At 63.6% G+C, this 17,212-nt stretch carries 17 protein-coding genes and 1 tRNA gene; 14 read left to right on the top strand and 4 right to left on the bottom strand.

Annotation, left to right across the window (positions count from 1 at the left end; all coding sequences use genetic code 11):
* Positions 1-65: 65 nt before the first annotated feature.
* The 6 genes from IVA74_RS26810 to IVA74_RS26785 all read left to right on the top strand — a co-directional run bounded on the left by IVA74_RS26810 (position 66) and on the right by IVA74_RS26785 (position 3,765).
* Complete coding sequence (locus tag IVA74_RS26810) at positions 66-494, top strand: PaaI family thioesterase (protein WP_247349374.1); 429 nt, start codon at positions 66-68, stop codon at positions 492-494.
* A 158-nt stretch (positions 495-652) separates the two neighbouring features.
* Positions 653-1,117 (top strand): 50S ribosomal protein L13, encoded by a 465-nt coding sequence (gene rplM / locus IVA74_RS26805; RefSeq protein WP_092028874.1) that lies wholly within the window; start codon positions 653-655, stop codon positions 1,115-1,117.
* 1 nt (position 1,118) lies between these two features.
* On the top strand, positions 1,119-1,598 hold the full coding sequence (rpsI, locus tag IVA74_RS26800; protein ID WP_247349371.1) for a 30S ribosomal protein S9: 480 nt from the start codon (positions 1,119-1,121) through the stop codon (positions 1,596-1,598).
* A 229-nt stretch (positions 1,599-1,827) separates the two neighbouring features.
* Entirely contained in the window at positions 1,828-3,072 is a 1,245-nt protein-coding gene (locus IVA74_RS26795; RefSeq protein ID WP_247349369.1) for a GGDEF domain-containing protein, read from the top strand.
* A 57-nt stretch (positions 3,073-3,129) separates the two neighbouring features.
* Positions 3,130-3,366, top strand: coding sequence for a hypothetical protein (locus tag IVA74_RS26790; protein ID WP_247349368.1), 237 nt, complete (start codon positions 3,130-3,132; stop codon positions 3,364-3,366).
* A 102-nt stretch (positions 3,367-3,468) separates the two neighbouring features.
* On the top strand, positions 3,469-3,765 hold the full coding sequence (locus tag IVA74_RS26785; RefSeq protein ID WP_247349367.1) for an antibiotic biosynthesis monooxygenase family protein: 297 nt from the start codon (positions 3,469-3,471) through the stop codon (positions 3,763-3,765).
* A 6-nt stretch (positions 3,766-3,771) separates the two neighbouring features.
* Here IVA74_RS26785 and IVA74_RS26780 read toward each other — a convergent pair whose 3' ends face one another.
* A complete protein-coding gene (locus IVA74_RS26780) occupies positions 3,772-4,905 on the bottom strand; it encodes an AI-2E family transporter (protein ID WP_247349366.1) in 1,134 nt (377 codons plus the stop codon).
* A gap of 136 nt (positions 4,906-5,041) precedes the next feature.
* Between IVA74_RS26780 and IVA74_RS26775 the strand changes: the two genes are divergently transcribed.
* The 4 genes from IVA74_RS26775 (at position 5,042) to IVA74_RS26760 (ending at position 8,990) form a co-directional block, all read left to right on the top strand.
* A complete protein-coding gene (locus IVA74_RS26775) occupies positions 5,042-5,746 on the top strand; it encodes a hypothetical protein (protein WP_247349365.1) in 705 nt (234 codons plus the stop codon).
* A gap of 90 nt (positions 5,747-5,836) precedes the next feature.
* A complete protein-coding gene (locus tag IVA74_RS26770; RefSeq protein ID WP_247349364.1) occupies positions 5,837-6,610 on the top strand; it encodes a gamma-glutamyl-gamma-aminobutyrate hydrolase family protein in 774 nt (257 codons plus the stop codon).
* Between the two features lie 242 nt (positions 6,611-6,852).
* A complete protein-coding gene (locus IVA74_RS26765; protein WP_247349363.1) occupies positions 6,853-8,232 on the top strand; it encodes a nodulation protein NfeD in 1,380 nt (459 codons plus the stop codon).
* Positions 8,229-8,990 carry a slipin family protein gene (locus tag IVA74_RS26760; protein ID WP_247349488.1) on the top strand — a complete coding sequence of 254 codons (762 nt, stop codon included), beginning with the start codon at positions 8,229-8,231 and terminating at the stop codon, positions 8,988-8,990. Before IVA74_RS26765 ends, IVA74_RS26760 begins: the two co-directional genes overlap by 4 nt.
* Before the next feature lie 77 nt (positions 8,991-9,067).
* On the opposite strand, the gene glnA is transcribed toward IVA74_RS26760, so the two are convergent.
* Both glnA and IVA74_RS26750 read right to left on the bottom strand, forming a co-directional pair.
* Complete coding sequence (gene glnA, locus IVA74_RS26755) at positions 9,068-10,477, bottom strand: type I glutamate--ammonia ligase (RefSeq protein WP_247349362.1); 1,410 nt, start codon at positions 10,475-10,477, stop codon at positions 9,068-9,070.
* A gap of 150 nt (positions 10,478-10,627) precedes the next feature.
* Positions 10,628-10,966: a P-II family nitrogen regulator gene (locus IVA74_RS26750; RefSeq protein WP_007603495.1), complete on the bottom strand. Its 339-nt coding sequence runs from the start codon at positions 10,964-10,966 to the stop codon at positions 10,628-10,630.
* A 382-nt stretch (positions 10,967-11,348) separates the two neighbouring features.
* Between IVA74_RS26750 and IVA74_RS26745 the strand changes: the two genes are divergently transcribed.
* Entirely contained in the window at positions 11,349-12,848 is a 1,500-nt protein-coding gene (locus IVA74_RS26745) for an NAD(P)H-hydrate dehydratase (RefSeq protein ID WP_247349361.1), read from the top strand.
* Positions 12,849-12,852: 4 nt separating this feature from the next.
* Here the strand turns inward: IVA74_RS26745 and IVA74_RS26740 are convergent, their stop codons facing one another.
* Positions 12,853-14,157 (bottom strand): multicopper oxidase domain-containing protein, encoded by a 1,305-nt coding sequence (locus tag IVA74_RS26740; protein WP_247349359.1) that lies wholly within the window; start codon positions 14,155-14,157, stop codon positions 12,853-12,855.
* Positions 14,158-14,310: 153 nt separating this feature from the next.
* Between IVA74_RS26740 and IVA74_RS26735 the strand changes: the two genes are divergently transcribed.
* From IVA74_RS26735 to IVA74_RS26725, 3 genes are all read left to right on the top strand, one after another.
* A tRNA-Leu gene (locus tag IVA74_RS26735) sits at positions 14,311-14,395 on the top strand.
* Positions 14,396-14,568: 173 nt separating this feature from the next.
* Positions 14,569-15,930, top strand: a complete 1,362-nt coding sequence (gene tig, locus IVA74_RS26730) for a trigger factor (RefSeq protein WP_247349358.1) — start codon at positions 14,569-14,571, stop codon at positions 15,928-15,930.
* A 305-nt stretch (positions 15,931-16,235) separates the two neighbouring features.
* Positions 16,236-16,868, top strand: coding sequence for an ATP-dependent Clp protease proteolytic subunit (locus IVA74_RS26725; protein ID WP_247349357.1), 633 nt, complete (start codon positions 16,236-16,238; stop codon positions 16,866-16,868).
* Positions 16,869-17,212 lie beyond the last annotated feature (344 nt).

The following is a 17,212-nucleotide window of genomic DNA, read 5'->3' as shown; positions in this document are numbered from 1 at the left end:
ATTGCGATTGGATGACGCAGATAACTTAATGTAACAGGGGACGTGAAGCGAGGGTGAGGGGTAGCATGGCGTTAGCGAAAATGAGCGTGGCGGAGCTCGAGCAGTTTCTCCGCAACGAGTTTCCTCAGGCCTTCAGCGGCGACGACATCACGATCGAGAGCGCGGACGGCCAGGCCTGCCTTTTGCGTCAGCGCTACAGCGAAAGGATGCTGCGGCCGGGTGGAACCGTGTCCGGCCCGACGCTGATGGCACTCGCCGATTTCGCGATGTACGTGGTGCTGCTGTCGGCGATCGGGCCGATCGGGCTCGCCGTGACCACCAATCTCAACATCAACTTCCTGCGCAAGGGCCAGCCCGGGCAGGACGTGCTGGCGGAGGCGCGGCTCCTCAAGCTCGGCAAGCGGCTGGCGGTCGGCGAGGTGAACCTGTTGTCCGGCACTTCGCCCGATCCGATTGCCCATGTCACCTCGACCTATTCCATTCCAAATGCTTGAGCTTTTCGCGGGTATCTCGATACCATATTTTTAACCCGTTGATATTGAACATTTAAATTGCGCCTTTGGGCATTGACCATGGCGCCTCTGTTCTCTAGAAAACCGCTCAGTCCGGTGCGGTGTTCGCGCCGATGCTCCCCGTTCACGGAAACTTTGACATGAAAACCTTTTCGGCAAAGCCGGCTGAGGTGACGAAGAAGTGGGTACTGATCGACGCCAAGGGTCTGGTCGTCGGCCGTCTCGCCACCATCGTCGCCATGCGCCTGCGCGGCAAGCACCTCCCGACCTACACCCCGCACGTTGATTGCGGCGACAACATCATCATCATCAACGCGCAGCATGCGGTCCTCACCGGTCGCAAGCGCGAGCAGAAGACCTACTACAAGCACACCGGCTATGTCGGCCACATCAAGGAGCGCACTGCGCGCCAGATCCTCGAGGGCAAGCATCCCGAGCGCGTGCTCGAGAAGGCCGTCGAGCGCATGATCCCCCGTGGTCCGCTCGGTCGCGTCCAGATGGGCAACCTCCGCGTCTATGGCGGCGCCGATCATCCGCACGAGGCGCAGACGCCCGAGAAGATCGACATCGCCAAGTTGAACCGCAAGAACACGAGGGCCGCATAACATGGCCGAATCCATCCAGTCGCTCGACCAGCTCTCGCAGCTCAAGACGGCGGCCTCGCCCGACGCGCCCAAGCACGAGAAGAAGGTCGACAAGTTCAACCGCGCCTATGCCACCGGCAAGCGCAAGGACGCGGTCGCCCGCGTCTGGATCAAGCCGGGCGCCGGCAAGGTCACGGTCAACTCGCGCGAGGTCGAGGTCTATTTCGCCCGTCCCGTGCTGCGCATGATGATCGAGCAGCCCTTCTCCGTGGCCGCGCGTTCCGGCCAATACGACGTGATCTGCACCGTCGCCGGCGGCGGTCTGTCCGGCCAGGCCGGTGCGGTGCGTCATGGTATCTCCAAGGCGCTGACCTATTTCGAGCCGGAGCTGCGCACCGTGCTCAAGAAGGGCGGCTTCCTCACCCGCGACTCCCGCGTGGTCGAGCGCAAGAAGTACGGCAAGGCCAAGGCCCGCCGGTCCTTCCAGTTCTCGAAGCGTTAATCGCTTCGGTCACATTCGCCGCGAAAGCGGCTTCAATGAGATGCAAAAGGGCGCTGATTTCAGCGCCCTTTTTGCTGTTCGTTTGTATGCAAATTGATGGCGTGTTTCCTGAAAAGTTGGGTCTGGATAAAAACCTGAATGGAAGGCGCGAGACATAGCGTCGCATCTGGAAGGGCGCGCAAATCGGCTGAGTCGATCGCGTAACTGCTATGTCTAGAAGGGGGCCGACATGACGTCGCTCGATAGCATCACGCTCTATTTGGTCGCCACCATGATTGCCGCACTGCTCGGCGCCATGATGGTGTTTTTCGGCAGGCAGGAGAACAGCCCTGCGTTGAAATGGTGGGGCACCGCGTATCTCCTCGGCGCCGCATCGGTCGCGCTGTGGACTGCGGCCGGCGAAAAGCTGGGCCCGCATCTTTACCTCGCACTAAACGCGGTCGGCTTCGTCGCCTGCGGCATGGTCTGGAATGCGGCGCGCGTCTTCCATGGCCGCAAGCCGAACTGGCCGGGTCTCCTGGTCGGCGCGCTCGCCTGGGCCGCTGCCGCTACGCTGCTCGATCCCACGGCGTCCATGCTGCGCATGATCGTAGGCGCCGGCATCGTCTCGGTCTACGCGGCGCTGACCGCGAGCGAGCTCTGGGTCGAGCGGCGCAAGAGCCTGCAACGGCGCTGGCCGGCCTTCGTGGTCCCGGTGATGCACGGCTGCGCCTTGATGCTGCCGATCCTGCTCGGAAGTTTCCTGCGTCCGAACGATGCCGGCTTCTCCGGCAGCATCTGGGTCACCGTGTTCGCGGTCGAGCTCGTGCTTTATGCCGTCGGGACCGTGTTCGTGATCTTCATGCTGGTGTCCGAGCGCACGGTCACGGCGCACCGGACTGCCGCCTCCACGGACCCGCTGACCGGCATGCTCAACCGCCGCGGCTTCTCGGAAGCCTGCGGCCGCGTGATCGAGCGCGAGGCCAAGGCTGGCCGCCCGGTGACGGTGATGATCTTCGATATCGATCATTTCAAGTCGATCAACGACCGCTTCGGCCATCCCGCCGGCGACGAGATGCTGAAACTGTTCTCGACCGTCGTCGTCAGCAATCTGCGCATCACCGACATGTCGGGCCGGATCGGCGGCGAGGAGTTTGCTGCCCTCTTGCCCTGTTCGCTGGAGGAGGGCGTGCTGGTCGCCGAGCGCGTGCGCGAGGCGTTCGAGACCTCCGGCGTCGTGGTCGATGAAGGCCCGGTCGACACCACAGTCAGCATCGGCGTCGCCGGCGGTCCGGCCGGCACCGAGCTCGAAGTGCTGCTGGCCTCGGCCGACACCGCGCTCTACCAGGCCAAGCGCGGCGGCCGTAACCGCGTCGAGGCGGCGGAGGAGTTGCCGCTGTCGCTGGAAAACTGGCGCCGCCAGAGCGCCGCGCGGATCGGCGTGCCCAAGACACAATCCAAGACCCAATCCAAGGCGCAGCCGGCGACAGCCTAGGCAAGGGAGGCCTTGCGGTAAGCCCCTGTTTACCATTCGATCCCTAACATTGCGGTCATGGAATCGATCCGTCGACAGAACCCGCAGACTGCCCTGATGTCGCTGGAAGCCCGAGCTGCCTCGGCACGCGGCGGTTTCGCCTGCCTCTTCTCTACCGCGGATGAATACGAGCGCGCGCTGATCAGCGAGCGCCGCGCCCAGGGACGCTATGCGCAAGGCCGCAACTACTGGCCGCTCGCGCTGTTCGCCGGTTGTGCGCTCATGGTGGCGGGCACCGTTCTGCTGCTTGCCTGAGTGATCTGCATTTTTGGACCGGGCAGGGCGCCGTTTCGGCGCCTTTTTCTTTGTCGCCGTCTGCGCTAGACACGCCCATCGAACAAAAATGGGTGGAAACAGATGATCACCGAGATCGCGCAAATCGACGTCAAGCCGGGCAGCGAGAAGGACTTTGAGGCCGCCGTCGCCAAGGCCAAGGCCGCTTTCGGCCGCTCCAAGGGTTTTCATGGTTTCGAGCTGCACAAGTCGATCGAGAAGCCGCAGCGTTACCGGCTGATGGTGAAATGGCAGACGCTGGAAAGCCACACCGTCGACTTCCGCGGCTCGGAGAATTTCACCGAATGGCGCGGCCTCGTCGGCCAGTATTTTGCGTCGCCCCCGGAGGTCGAGCACACCGCGACCGTGCTCACAACCTGATGCCGGTCAGGCCGCCTCCGCCAAAGGCGGCGCCTCATACGCTTTGAAATGGTCGATCATGACCTTGGCGATGGCGACCAGTGGCAACGCCAGCGCCAGGCCCCAGATTCCGAACACGACGCCGAGCAGGATCTGGAACGCGAATAGCGTGGCCGGCGGGATGTCCAGTGCCTGGCGCTGAAGGATCGGCGTCAGCAAATAGCTCTCCATGGCGTGCACGCCCAGGAAGAGGATGAAGGCCGACAGCGCCGGGATCCAGCCCGAGGCGAGGCTCGCCAGCACCACGACGACGCCGGCAATGATGGCGCCGACGGTCGGGATGAAGGCGAGCAGGCCCGCCTGGATTCCCAGGATGAACGAGCCGGGAATGCCGATGACGGCAAGCCCGATCCAGGTCACGACCCCGACCGCAAGCATCACGACGATCTGCGCGATCAGCCAGCGCTCCAGCGTCTCGCCGATGCGGTCGATGATCAAGGCCACGCGAGTGCGATGCTTCGCCGGTGCAAGAAATAACAAGCCATCGTGATAGACGCTGGGCTGGGCGGCGAAGGCGAGCCCAAGAAACAGCACGATGAAGATGTTGCCGACGGCGCTGATCGTGCCGAGCAGCAGCTTGAAGGTCTGGCTGACGATCGCCCCGCCGCTCGAGGCGAGCGCGCCGGCACCGCTCGGCAATCCATGCGGGGCGGAACTGGGGGCGGGCGTCGAGCCGGCGTCGGTGGGGGCGGCGGGTCCGGCATTGCCGAGATCAAACACGCTGGTGTCGATGCCGTGGTTGTCGAGGAAGGACTTTACGTTCGTGATCTGCGACTTGATGGTCTTGCTCAGCACCGAAGCCTGATCGGCGATGGTAGCGCCGCCGAGATAGCCGACGCCCGCGAGCATTACGGCCAGCGCGGTGCAGACGATCGCGAGCCGGACCGCATGGGGCAGGTGAACGCGCCGCCCAAGCGCGTTGGTCAGCGCGTTGAGGCCAACGCCGAGCAGCATGCCGGTGAAGATCAGGAGCAGGGTGGTGGCAAAATACCAGCTGAACACCAGCATTGCCGCGAACAGCACGATGCCGATGCCCCCGACCGAGATCGACCAGGCCAGATCGTTGCGGGTCCGGGGCCGTTCATCTCTGGGAATGGTCACTTCGGGTCCTTTTCGAGAGCGGCGGGCGGAGCACTCTTTCGGCAAACGCGCTTCCGATCAAGACCGGGCAACGCGCTGGTTTGACGCTGCCGCGCGAACGGCGCAGAGCGATGAGGAATGAACAGGTGGAGGACGCTTGAGTTTCATCAGCAAATGGGCCGGTCTGCTCGGGCTTTTGGCCGTGCTCGTGATCGGCGATCAGATCCGGATCAACCGGCCCGGGCACAAATTTCGCCTCACGGTCGAGATGATGACGCCTGACGGGATCAAGACCGCATCCGGCATTCTGGCCGTCGTGCCCGACCGCAACTATAACCGCGGCGGCCACACTACGATGCGCGGGGAGGCGGTCTTCGCCGACCTCGGTCGGGGCAAGAACCTGGTGGCATTGCTGGCGCATCAGCAGGGCGGCAAGCTCGACCTCGATGACATCAACTACGTCGCGCTCCGCGCCTATGGCGCCGCGCGCGGCAACCGCGTCTCGTTTAGCGATATCAACCGGCAGACCGGCACCGTTCCGGTGCAGGGCGACCTCATTCCCGTGCTCGTGAGCTTTGGCGATCCCATGGAGCCAAATACCGCGCGCCTTGTTGCCGCCGACCGTGCGGAGGCGGTGCTGGGCGACGGCTACTCGATCCGCGGCCTCACCGCCGAGGTGGTGCCCAACGGATTCTGGCCGATGGATTTCGGGGGCGTGCTCGGGGAGCCCGTGACGCGCGGAATCGAGGCAAAACTGCCCTGGCTGGCTGCACAGGGCGAGGCGGCGGCCACCGCAGGGAAGGCCGCCGGCCTGCCCGTCGGCGGCGAGATCGAGGCCCGGGAGGCATTTGCGCGAAAATAGCATTGCCGTCCCGCGAAGCCTTCTGTTGAATTTGTTCCACCCCAAGGGCATGTTTGGAGAATCTTCTTACTGGAGAGGTCGGAACGGGAGATGAGAAAGCCGGTCGTCGGCGTGATCGGGAACGCCCATCGCGTCGAAAATCGATTTCAGGTCCAGATGGTCGGCGAACGCAATTTGCGTGCGGTGGCCGAGGTTTCCGGCGGCTTGCCGGTGATGTTTGCGGGAGCACCCGACATCACCGATCTCGGCGCGCTGCTCGATGTGGTCGACGGGATCGTGCTCACCGGCGCCCGGGCTAACGTCCATCCGACCCGCTTCAATGTCGATCCGTGTGAACGGCACGAGCCCTACGACATTCACCGTGATGAGGTGGCGCTGGCGCTGTCCATCGCCTGTGTGTCCCGCGGCATCCCGCTGTTCGGCATTTGCCGGGGCCTGCAGGAGATGAACGTCGCCTTCGGCGGCTCGCTGCACCCCGAGATCCGCGAAATCCCGGGCCGCATGAACCACCGCATGCCGAGGCTCGAAAACGGCGAGATCCATCCCGATCCGACCGTCGTGTTCGCCGACCGTCACGACGTCGATCTGACGCCCGGAGGCGCGTTCGCAACGCTGCTCGGCTGCGAGAAGATCAGGGTCAATTCGCTGCACGGCCAGGGCATCCTCGATCCCGGCAAACGCGTGCTGATCGAGGGTATCGCCGAGGACGGCACCATCGAGGCCATTCGCATCGCGGAAGCGCCGACCTTTGCGCTCGGGGTGCAATGGCACGCCGAATACGACCCGCAGTGCAATCCGATCAACCGAAAACTGTTCGAGGCGTTTGGCGAAGCCATAGTCGAACGCCAGCGCGCGGCGGCGTAGTTGAACGCGGTGTCGGAAGCTCTAACGCGAGCGCATTCCGCCCCATCGTTGCGAGCGCAGCGACGCAAATCCTGACAATTTGCATCTCAAGTCGAAGCGCGTTGCTGAGCTCCACATGCCTGCCACGGATTGCCGCAGTTCGATCCCGTCCATTGCATCGCACAATCGCAACCGCGGACGACAAGCCACCACATTGAGGTTTGGGAGAGGAACACCATATCTTTGGCAAGGGAGCCCTTGCCGTGCAGACCATGAAGGCGGCCCTCGTTGCGACAATCGGCATCGTCGCTTGTCTTTTTTATCTCCTTCCCGGCTCAGCGGAGGAGAATCGTCCTCTTGCAATCACTGTCACGATCGGGGGAGCCATTGGCCCGGCATCGGCAAGCTATCTGAAAGAGGCGTTGGTCAAGGCAGGCGAACGACGCGCCGAGATCGTGATTCTTCGAATGAACACCCCCGGCGGTCTCAACTCCAGCATGCGCGAGATCATCGCGGATGTGCTCGCCTCGTCCGTTCCTGTGATCGGCTACGTCGCGCCGGCAGGCGCCCATGCGGCGAGCGCCGGGACATATATCCTGTATGCGACCCATATCGCAGCGATGGCGCCAGGCACCAATATCGGTGCCGCGACGCCGGTGCAGATTGGCGGACCGCTTCCAGGCCTGCCGAGTGGCACGCCCGACAAGGACGGCAAGGACAAGAAGGACGAACCGAAAGACGCGATGACGGCGAAGGTGACGAACGATGCCGTCGCCTTTATCCGCAGCCTCGCCGAACTGCGCGGCCGCAATGCCGATTGGGCCGAGAAGGCGGTCCGTGAGGCCGCCACCCTGTCCGCCAACGGCGCGTTGCAGGCGCACGCCATCGACCTTGTCGCGCGCGATCCGGCCGACCTGCTCAGGCAAATCGATGGTCGCGACGTCGAGGTTGCGGGCGGCAAGACGCAACGCCTGGCAACGCAGAACGCCGTCATCGAAGCCGTCGATCCCGGGTGGATCTCCCGATTCCTGGCGGTCATCACCGATCCCAACGTCTCGTTCATTCTCCTGATGGTCGGCATCTACGGCCTGATCTTCGAGTTCATGTCCCCCGGTGCAGTCGCTCCGGGAGTGGTCGGGTCGATCTGCCTGCTGCTCGGTCTCTACGCCCTCAATTTGCTGCCGATCAATTATGCCGGCCTCGGCTTGATGCTGGTCGGGATCGCGCTCCTTGCCATCGAGGCGTTCAATCCGACCGTCGTGATCGGCCTTGGAGGCGTCGTCGCCTTCGTGCTGGGTGCCATCATGCTGGTCAGGGTCGAAGCGCCGGGCTACCGGCTGTCGTGGTCGGTCATCGCCGTCGTCGCGGCGATGTTCACTGGTTTCGTTCTGGTCGTGCTCGGCGCGCTCCGGCGCGCTCGCCGCGGTCCGCCACGGGTCGGTGCGCAAGCGATGCGAGGCCTGGCCGCCGAGGTCCTCGATTGGAACGAGAAAGAGGGGCACGTCTTTACGCACGGCGAACGCTGGCAAGCGCGCGGCACTGACACCTTCAAGCCCGGCGAGAGGGTCGAGGTCGCCAATATCGTCGACCTGACGCTGGTGGTCCGGCGTCCGGGCGCTGTGAGCGAGGGAGGTCAACTCTGATGTTTGAATATTCGATTTACGCAGTGCTTGCGCTGATCGTCATCATGTTTCTCACCCAGGCCGTTCGCATCCTCAGGGAATACGAACGCGGCGTTATCTTCACGCTCGGGCGCTTCACCGGGGTGAAGGGGCCCGGCCTCATCATCCTCATTCCGATCGTGCAGCAGCTGGTCAAGGTCGACCTCAGGGTAATGGTGCAGGTCGTGCCGCCCCAGGATGTGATTTCGCGCGACAACGTCTCGGTCAAGGTCAATGCCGTTCTCTACTTCCGCATCGTCGACCCCGAGCGCGCCATCATCAAGGTCGGTGATTACATGGCCGCGACCAGTCAGCTCGCCCAGACCACGTTGCGATCGGTGCTCGGCAAGCACGAGCTCGACGAGATGCTGGCCGAACGCGACAGGTTGAACGCCGACATCCAGGAGATACTGGACAAGCAGACCGACGTCTGGGGCATCAAGGTCACCGGAATCGAGATCAAGGACGTCGATCTCAACGAAACCATGGTGCGTGCGATTGCCAAACAGGCGGAGGCGGAACGATTGCGGCGCGCCAAGGTGATCAACGCGATGGGCGAACAGCAGGCCGCCGAAAAGCTGGTCGAGGCCGGCCGGATTCTCGCGCAGGAGCCGCAGGCGATGCAGCTGCGTTACTTCGCGGCTCTGCACGACATCGCGGGCGAGCGGTCGTCGACCGTCGTGTTTCCACTGCCAATCGGCCTGCTCGATCATTTGATGCCGCGGCGCGAGAACCCGTAGCTGGAAGGTCCTACGCTCTCAAACGAAAAGGCGCCCTCGCGGGGCGCCTTTTGCTTGCCGCATAAGGTTCGAGCCCGTTAGCCCGAATAGTACATCTCGAACTCGACCGGATGCGGGGTCATTTCGAAGCGGACGACCTCGGTCATCTTCAGCTCGATATAGGCGTCGATGAAGTCGTCGTCGAACACGCCGCCGGCCTTGAGGAAGGCGCGGTCCTTGTCGAGGTTTTCGAGCGCCTCGCGCAAGCTGCCGCACACCGTCGGGATCTGCTTGAGCTCTTCCTTCGGCAGATCGTAGAGGTCCTTGTCCATCGCCGGACCCGGATCGATCTTGTTCTTGATGCCGTCGAGGCCGGCCATCAGCATCGCGGCGAAGCCGAGATAGGGATTGGCGAGCGGATCGGGGAAACGCACCTCGACGCGCTTGGCCTTCGGGTTCGCCGTGTAGGGGATGCGGCAGGAGGCCGAGCGGTTGCGCGCGGAATAGGCGAGCAGCACGGGGGCCTCATAGCCCGGGACCAGACGCTTGTAGGAGTTGGTCGACGGGTTGGTGAAGGCGTTGATCGCCTTGGCGTGCTTGATGATGCCGCCGATGTAGTGGAGGCAGGTCTCCGACAGGTCGGCGTATTTGTTGCCGGCGAACACCGGTTTGCCGTCCTTCCAGATCGACTGGTGCACGTGCATGCCCGAGCCGTTGTCGCCGAAGACCGGCTTCGGCATGAAGGTGGCGGTCTTGCCGTAGATGTGCGCGACCTGGTGGATGCAGTATTTGTAGATCTGCATGTGGTCGGCCATCAGCGTCAGCGTGTCGAACTTCATGCCGAGCTCGTGCTGGGCGGAAGCGACCTCGTGGTGATGCTTTTCGACCTTCACGCCCATCTTGGCCATGGCGCCCAGCATCTCCGAGCGCATGTCCTGCACCGAATCCTGCGGCGGCACCGGAAAGTAGCCGCCCTTGGTGCGGACGCGGTGGCCGAGATTGCCGCCTTCATATTCAGTGTCGGAATTGGTCGGCAGCTCCGAGGAGTCGAGACGGAAGCCGGTGTTGTAGGGGTTGGCGGAGAAGCGCACGTCGTCGAACACGAAGAACTCGGCTTCAGGGCCGACGAACACGGTGTCGCCCACGCCCATCGACTTCACCATGGCTTCCGCCTTCTTGGCGATGCCGCGGGGGTCGCGGTTGTAGGGCTCGCCGGTGGTCGGCTCGAGCACGTCGCAGGTAATGACCATCGTGGTCTCGGCGAAGAACGGATCGATCGTCGCGGTCACCGGATCGGGCATCAGGCACATGTCGGACTCGTTGATCGCCTTCCAGCCGGCGATCGAGGAGCCGTCGAACATCGTTCCTTCGGCGAAAATTTCTTCATCGATCATGCTGATGTCGAACGTGACGTGCTGCCACTTGCCGCGCGGATCGGTGAAGCGCAGGTCGACGTATTTGACGTCGTTGTCCTTGATCGATTTCAGGACGTCTTTGGCGGTCTTCATGCATACCCCTTTTGGCTCTGCGGGTCGGTTTCCAAACTTCAAGCGACCGTGTTCACGCTTCTTGAGGCGCGCGAGGCACAAACAAAATGAGGCCGCCGAAGCAGCCTATTTCTTGTCAGAGTGTCGCCAAAATGCGGGATAGCACCCGGCTCAGATAGCGTCCAGCCCGGATTCGCCGGTTCGGATGCGGATCGCCTCTTCGATGTTGGAGACGAAGATCTTGCCGTCGCCGATGCGCCCGGTTTGCGCGGCGCGGCGGATCGCGTCGATGGCGCGTTCAACCAGATCGTCGCCGATGACGATCTCGATTTTCACCTTGGGCAGGAAGTCGACGATATATTCTGCGCCGCGGTAAAGCTCGGCGTGGCCCTTCTGGCGGCCAAAGCCCTTGGCCTCCGTGACGGTGATGCCCTGAAGGCCAACTTCCTGAAGCGCTTCCTTCACCTCGTCGAGCTTGAATGGCTTGATGATGGCTTCGATTTTCTTCACTGCGCGCCTCCCGGCCTGTCGATCAAATAGCAACGTCTTCGTCAGGATGCGCTTTTCTTAACGCACGATCTTGTCTTCGCTATGCCGGAATAACCTGACCAGTCCGGCAACAACGGCCGGCCGCACCATGATAAATGCCAGTGAGCACGACGAACCGAAGCGGCTTCCGCGAAAGCAGGGTCTATGCCAAGTTGCAAATGCCCTGATTATTGGAGCGTTATCAGCCTTTTAACGTGCAGCCCTGATAGGTGGCGCCGACCGGCACAAAATACCGAAGACTACGAAATAGGCAAACGGTTCAATATCTGTGCAGATCGTTGTTCCGTCGGATGAACCGGCACGAACCGTGCCTGTTGAAAAGGCGTTTGGACGGGGAAGTGGCATGGAAGTTCTAACCAACGCCGAAATGCAGCGCGCCGACCAGCTCAGTATTGCGGCAGGCACCCCTGGTTTCAAGCTGATGCTCAGCGCGGGCCAGGCGGTGACGGAGGCCGCCAATGCGCTGGTGGAGGAGGGGCCGATCCTGATCGTCGCCGGCCCGGGCAACAATGGCGGCGACGGTTTTGTCGCAGCTGCCGAACTCGCCGCCCAGGGCCGCGAGGTCTCGGTGATCCTGATGTGCGAGCGCGACCAGCTTCAGGGCGATGCGGCCTCCGCCGCGCGCGGCTGGAAGCACCCGGTGCTCCCGTTCAATCCGCAGGCGATCGGCAGGCCCGCGTTGATCATCGATGCGCTGTTCGGCGCAGGCCTCAGCCGCCCGGTCGACGGCGAGGCACGCGCGATGATCGAGGCGATCAACGCCAATGGCGCGCCGGTGCTCGCGGTCGATTTGCCGAGCGGCATCAACGGCACCAGCGCCGCGGTGCTGGGTGTGGCGGTGAATGCCACCGAGACCGTTACCTTCTTTCGCAAGAAGCCGGCGCATCTGCTGCTGCCGGGGCGGATGCATTGCGGCCAGGTGCGCGTCGCCGACATCGGCATCGACGCGCAGGTGCTGGACGAGATCGCGCCGCAGATCTTCGAGAACGATCCGGATTTCTGGGGCGCGGCCTTTCCGGTGCCGCGCATCGACGGCCACAAATACGCGCGTGGTCACGTGCTCGCGGTCTCCGGCGATATGGCTGCGACCGGCGCGGCGCGGCTCGCCGCGCGCGGGGCGCTGCGCGCCGGCGCGGGCCTGGTGACCTTGGCCACGCCGCGTGATGCGCTCGCGATCAATGCGGCTGCGCTCACCGCGGTGATGGTTCGCCCCGTCGACACCGCGATCGAGTTCGGCGAGCTCCTCGGCGACAAGCGTTACAACACCTGCATGATCGGCCCCGGCGCGGGCATCGGCGATCGCACCTGCGATTTCGTCCACACGGCGCTTAACGCACAGCGGCATCTCGTGCTCGACGCGGATGCGCTGACCAGCTTTGCCGCGAATCCCGAGCGGCTGTTTGAATCGATCAAGTCCTCGCAGGACAAGGCGGTGGTGCTGACGCCGCACGAGGGCGAGTTTCCACGCCTGTTCTCCGACCTCAGCAACAAATATCCGGGCCGCTCGAAGATCGAGCGTGTGCGCGCCGCCGCCGAGCGCTCCGGCGCGGTCGTACTGCTGAAGGGCCCGGACACCACGATCGCCGCGCCCGACGGCCGCGCCACTATCGCCGCCAACGCGCCGCCCTCGCTCGCCACCGCCGGCGCCGGCGACGTGCTCGCCGGCATCGTCGCCGGTCTCCTTGCGCAAGGCGTGCCGGCATTCGAAGCCGCCAGCATCGCGGTGTGGATGCATGGCGAGGCCGGGAGTGAGGCGGGGCCGGGGCTGATTGCGGAGGACCTGACCGAAACGCTGCCGGCCGTGCACCGGCGGATCTATAATGCGCTCGGCATAGAATACTGAGCTCTCACTCCACCGCGTACCAGCGCACCAGCCGCGGCGCGGCCCAGTCGGTTGCGACGGATTCGATCAGCCATCGCCCGGGGGAGGCCGCAGCGAATGCGATGCGCTGGGTCTGGCCGGGTTCGATCGCGAGCGTGTCGAGCCAATAGGGCTTCCAGCCGTCGTCGAGCTTGTCGAGCAGGCGGAAATGGTGGCCGTGCAGGTGGAACATGGATGCGACCGGCCCGGGATTCTTCAGCGCCAGCACGATGGTGCGGCCGGCCTTGGCGCGGATGGCGGGAGCAGAGGACGTCGAGAAATTAGCAGGCCGTATCCACCCGGCGTCGGGTGCGCCGAGCGCGACATCGAACCGCAGGGCACCTTTCAGATCGAGCCGGTCAGGCAGGTCATTTGACGGGAGCGGCTGTGGCGGCGCTAGCGGCACGCGCCGCTCCTGTTTGCCCGAGATCACGAGGCTGCCAACCTGGCGCGCCTCCTTGCCGTCATGCAGCAGGAATGGGGCCGAGGCGGCCGCATCGACAATGGCATCGGCACGGGCGCCGGGGGCCAGCACGAGAGCGCCGCTGCGTGCCGAAAACGGCTCGGCCGGCTGTCCGTCCAGGGCCATCACGTGGACCTCGTGGCTTTCCAATTTGATCGCCAGAACAGAACGTTGCGAGCCATTGATAAAGCGCAGCCGCAGCCGTTCATTGGCCGCGGCTGAGAGTTCGAATGAAGTCCGCCCGTTGATTGTATAGAGCGGGGTCGTGTCCTTGGGGTCCCGGCCCGGGGGAAGCGCGGTGCCATCCGGCAGCAGCCGCCATTCCTCGATCAAGAGGACCACGTCACGATCGATGGCGACCGGGTTGGTCTCGGCGGCGATGATCGGAAGCGGGCGCGCAGGCTGCTGCAGACCTTCCTCGAATAGGCGGAAGTCGGCCAGCAGGGTTCCGGCGCTTGGTATTGAAATAATTGATGTTTCAGTCGCGTCCGGCGCCGTCGGCGCGCGGCCCCGGAGCGGGTCGGCTGCCGCGGGGCCATTGAGGCCGTACCAGACTGGTGCAAGCGGCACAGGCAGCTGGTTGCGGAAGACCACCTCGCAGCGGTCGCCGCGCTTGAGACGGACGTCTCCAAGGTGGCTTACGGCGGCCAGCTCCCAGATCGGTGTAGGCGGCTGACCCGGCCTCAGAGCCAGGGTTGTCGGCCTTGCCTGAAGGGCGAGCTGGGTGGTCACGAGCGGGCCTGCGCCGCCCACCATCAGCCCGGCCGCCGAGGCTCCAAAGCTGGCCAAAACCTCGCGCCTCGTCAGGGCAAAGATCCGCGTTTTCATGGGCCGATCCGGACCACGCCGCGGTGGATAAGTCCAGCCGCCGTGCCTACTTGAAGCGTGCCGCCAAGCGGCCATTTTTTTGCTGCGAACAGGCGGGCCCATGTTATAAGCCCGCCGCCCGCGGCATCGCGGCCGGTCTTGATGCAAATTTACGCGGGCGTGGCGGAACTGGTAGACGCGCTGGATTTAGGTTCCAGTGACGAAAGTTGTGGGGGTTCGAGTCCCTCCGCCCGCACCAAGCGCTTTCAGCGTTTGCACGGATTACGCGACCTGCTCCCGCGCGGATGTTTGTCCGCCTGAAGCCGGTCCGATGAACCACCGGCGTTGAGGCGTTTGCCTCGCGCTGGATCGATTAATGACAGCGTCCCGACGCATGCGCGCCGAGACCGAACGAGAAGAAGATTGGACGCCATGCAGGTCACAGAAACCCTCTCGGAAGGTTTGAAGCACGAGTTCAAGATCAGCGTTCCCGCGTCTGATCTCGACGCCAAGGCTGGTGCCAAGCTCGTCGACCTCAAGGACAAGGTCAAAATCAATGGCTTCCGTCCCGGCAAGGTGCCGGTCACGCACCTCAAGAAGGTCTATGGCCGCTCGGTGATGGCCGAGACCATCGACCAGACCATCCGCGACACCAACACGCAGCTGTTCTCCGAGCGCGGCTTCCGCCTTGCGACCGAGCCGAAGATCACCATGCCGACCGAGCAGGCCGAGGTCGAGGAGCTGCTCAACGGCAAGACCGATCTGACCTACACGGTTGCGATCGAGGTGGTGCCGTCGATTGCGCTCGCCGACTTCAAGGCCTTCGAGGTCGAGAAGCCCGTCGCCGAAGTCACCGACGCCGACGTCGACGAGGCGATCAAGCGCATCGCCGATTCGAATCGCGGCTATGCCGCGAAGGCCGAGGGCGCCAAGGCCGAATCGGGTGATCGCGTCACCATCGCTTTCAAGGGCACCATCAACGGCGAAGCCTTCGAGGGCGGCGCCGGCGAGGGCATCCAGGTCGTGATCGGCTCCAATACCTTCATTCCCGGCTTCGAGGAGCAGCTCACCGGCATCGCCGCCAACGAGACCCGCACGCTGAAGCTGGCGTTCCCCAAGAACTACATGAACGACAAGCTCGCCGGTCAGCCGGCCGAGTTCGAGACCACCGCGACGCTGATCGAGGCGCCGCAGGATCTCGCGATCGACGACGAGTTCGCCAAGACGCTCGGCCTCGAATCGCTGGACAAGCTGAAGGAAGCGGCGCGCGAGCGGCTGGTCGCCGAGTTCGCTACCGCGACGCGCCAGCGCGTCAAGCGCGCGCTGCTCGACCGCCTCGACGAGGCGCATCGATTCGAGGCGCCGCCCTCGCTGGTCGACGAGGAGTTCAATCTGATGTGGAACTCGGTGAAAGCCGAGATGGACTCCGCCGGCAAGACCTTTGCCGACGAGGACACCACTGAAGACGCCGCCAAGGAAGAGTACCGCAAGATCGCCGATCGCCGCGTGCGGCTCGGCCTCGTGCTCTCCGAGATCGGCGAGAAGAACAAGATCAGCGTGACCGACGACGAGGTCGGCCGCGCCGTGATCGAGCGGGCGCGCTCGATGCCCGGCCGCGAGAAGGAAGTCTGGGACTATTACCGCAGCAACGCCCAAGCGTTGGCCCAGCTTCGTGCACCGATCTATGAGGACAAGGTCGTCGACTTCATCCTCGAGCTCGCCAAGGTGACCGAGAAGAAGGTCTCGCGCGACGACCTCTACAAGGACGACGAGGCGGAAAAGACCGCCGCCTGAAGGCTCCAGGAGGGCCCTCCATAGAGTCTTCCATTAAGGATGATCAGCGAAGAGGTCGAGCTAGCTAGGTGGCCGGCTGGGCCTCTTTGTACGAATCAGCTTCAAGTGCCTCACGGATCAAGCCTTAATTCGCTCCGCACTTGTCAGGCGCGAATTGGGCTATATCTGTCGGTACGCCTTCTGCTTCTACCAAGTTCTTCTACCAAGTTCCTGCATCACGGGACGTCCATCTGCCTTCCGGCACATCCAGCGAAACTGGCAGCCAAGACTGGCGATGTCCGCCTCTTCAAAACCCTAGGTGACTCATGCGCGATCCGGTTGAAACCTACATGAACCTCGTGCCGATGGTGGTCGAGCAGACCAACCGTGGCGAGCGCGCCTACGACATTTTCTCGCGCCTTCTGAAAGAGCGCATCATCTTCCTGACCGGACCGGTCGAGGACGGCATGTCGACGCTGATCGTCGCGCAGCTGCTGTTCCTTGAGGCGGAAAATCCGAAGAAGGAAATCTCGATGTACATCAACTCGCCGGGCGGCGTGGTGACGTCGGGTCTCGCGATCTACGACACCATGCAGTTCATCCGCCCGCCGGTCTCGACGCTGTGCACGGGCCAGGCCGCCTCGATGGGCTCGCTGTTGCTTGCTGCCGGCGAAAAGGACATGCGCTTCTCGCTGCCGAACGCGCGCATCATGGTGCATCAGCCCTCCGGCGGCTTCCAGGGCCAGGCTACCGACATCATGCTGCACGCCCAGGAAATCCTGAACCTGAAGAAGCGGCTCAACGAGATCTACGTGAAGCACACCGGCCAGACCTACAAGGCGATCGAGGACGCGTTGGAACGCGACAAGTTCCTGACCGCGAGCGATGCCAAGGAGTTCGGTCTGGTCGACAGGGTCATCGACAAACGCGCCGAAGAGGCGTCGGCGAAGACTCCGTAGCACTACGGTCACGGCGATCCCTCCGGGGAATGCCGTGCATCCATCAGGGTGCGTTCACGTTAAAGACACGTGTGCGCGTCGCAAAAACGCAGTTTTGCGCCCTGCGACAGGCAGAAAGTTCCGCTTTCGTGCTTGTTTTTCGTGGCAATCCAGCAACGCCGGGGTGATTTCGATCACTTCGCCCGTGCCAAGACCGGAAATCACGGTATTGTCACGGGTAGCCGGCGACCCCCGATTAGCGAATTCTTGATAGTCGGGTGACAGCATGGTTGGCTACGAACGATCGGCTATGATCGCGGGAGAATTGAGACCGTGATTCGCACGGGATGTAACGCGTAGGGTCT

The organism is Bradyrhizobium sp. 132 (assembly GCF_023074185.1).
Taxonomy (GTDB): domain Bacteria; phylum Pseudomonadota; class Alphaproteobacteria; order Rhizobiales; family Xanthobacteraceae; genus Bradyrhizobium.
Note: the sequence above shows the minus strand (reverse complement) of the source record. Positions and strands in the feature narration are given on the sequence as shown.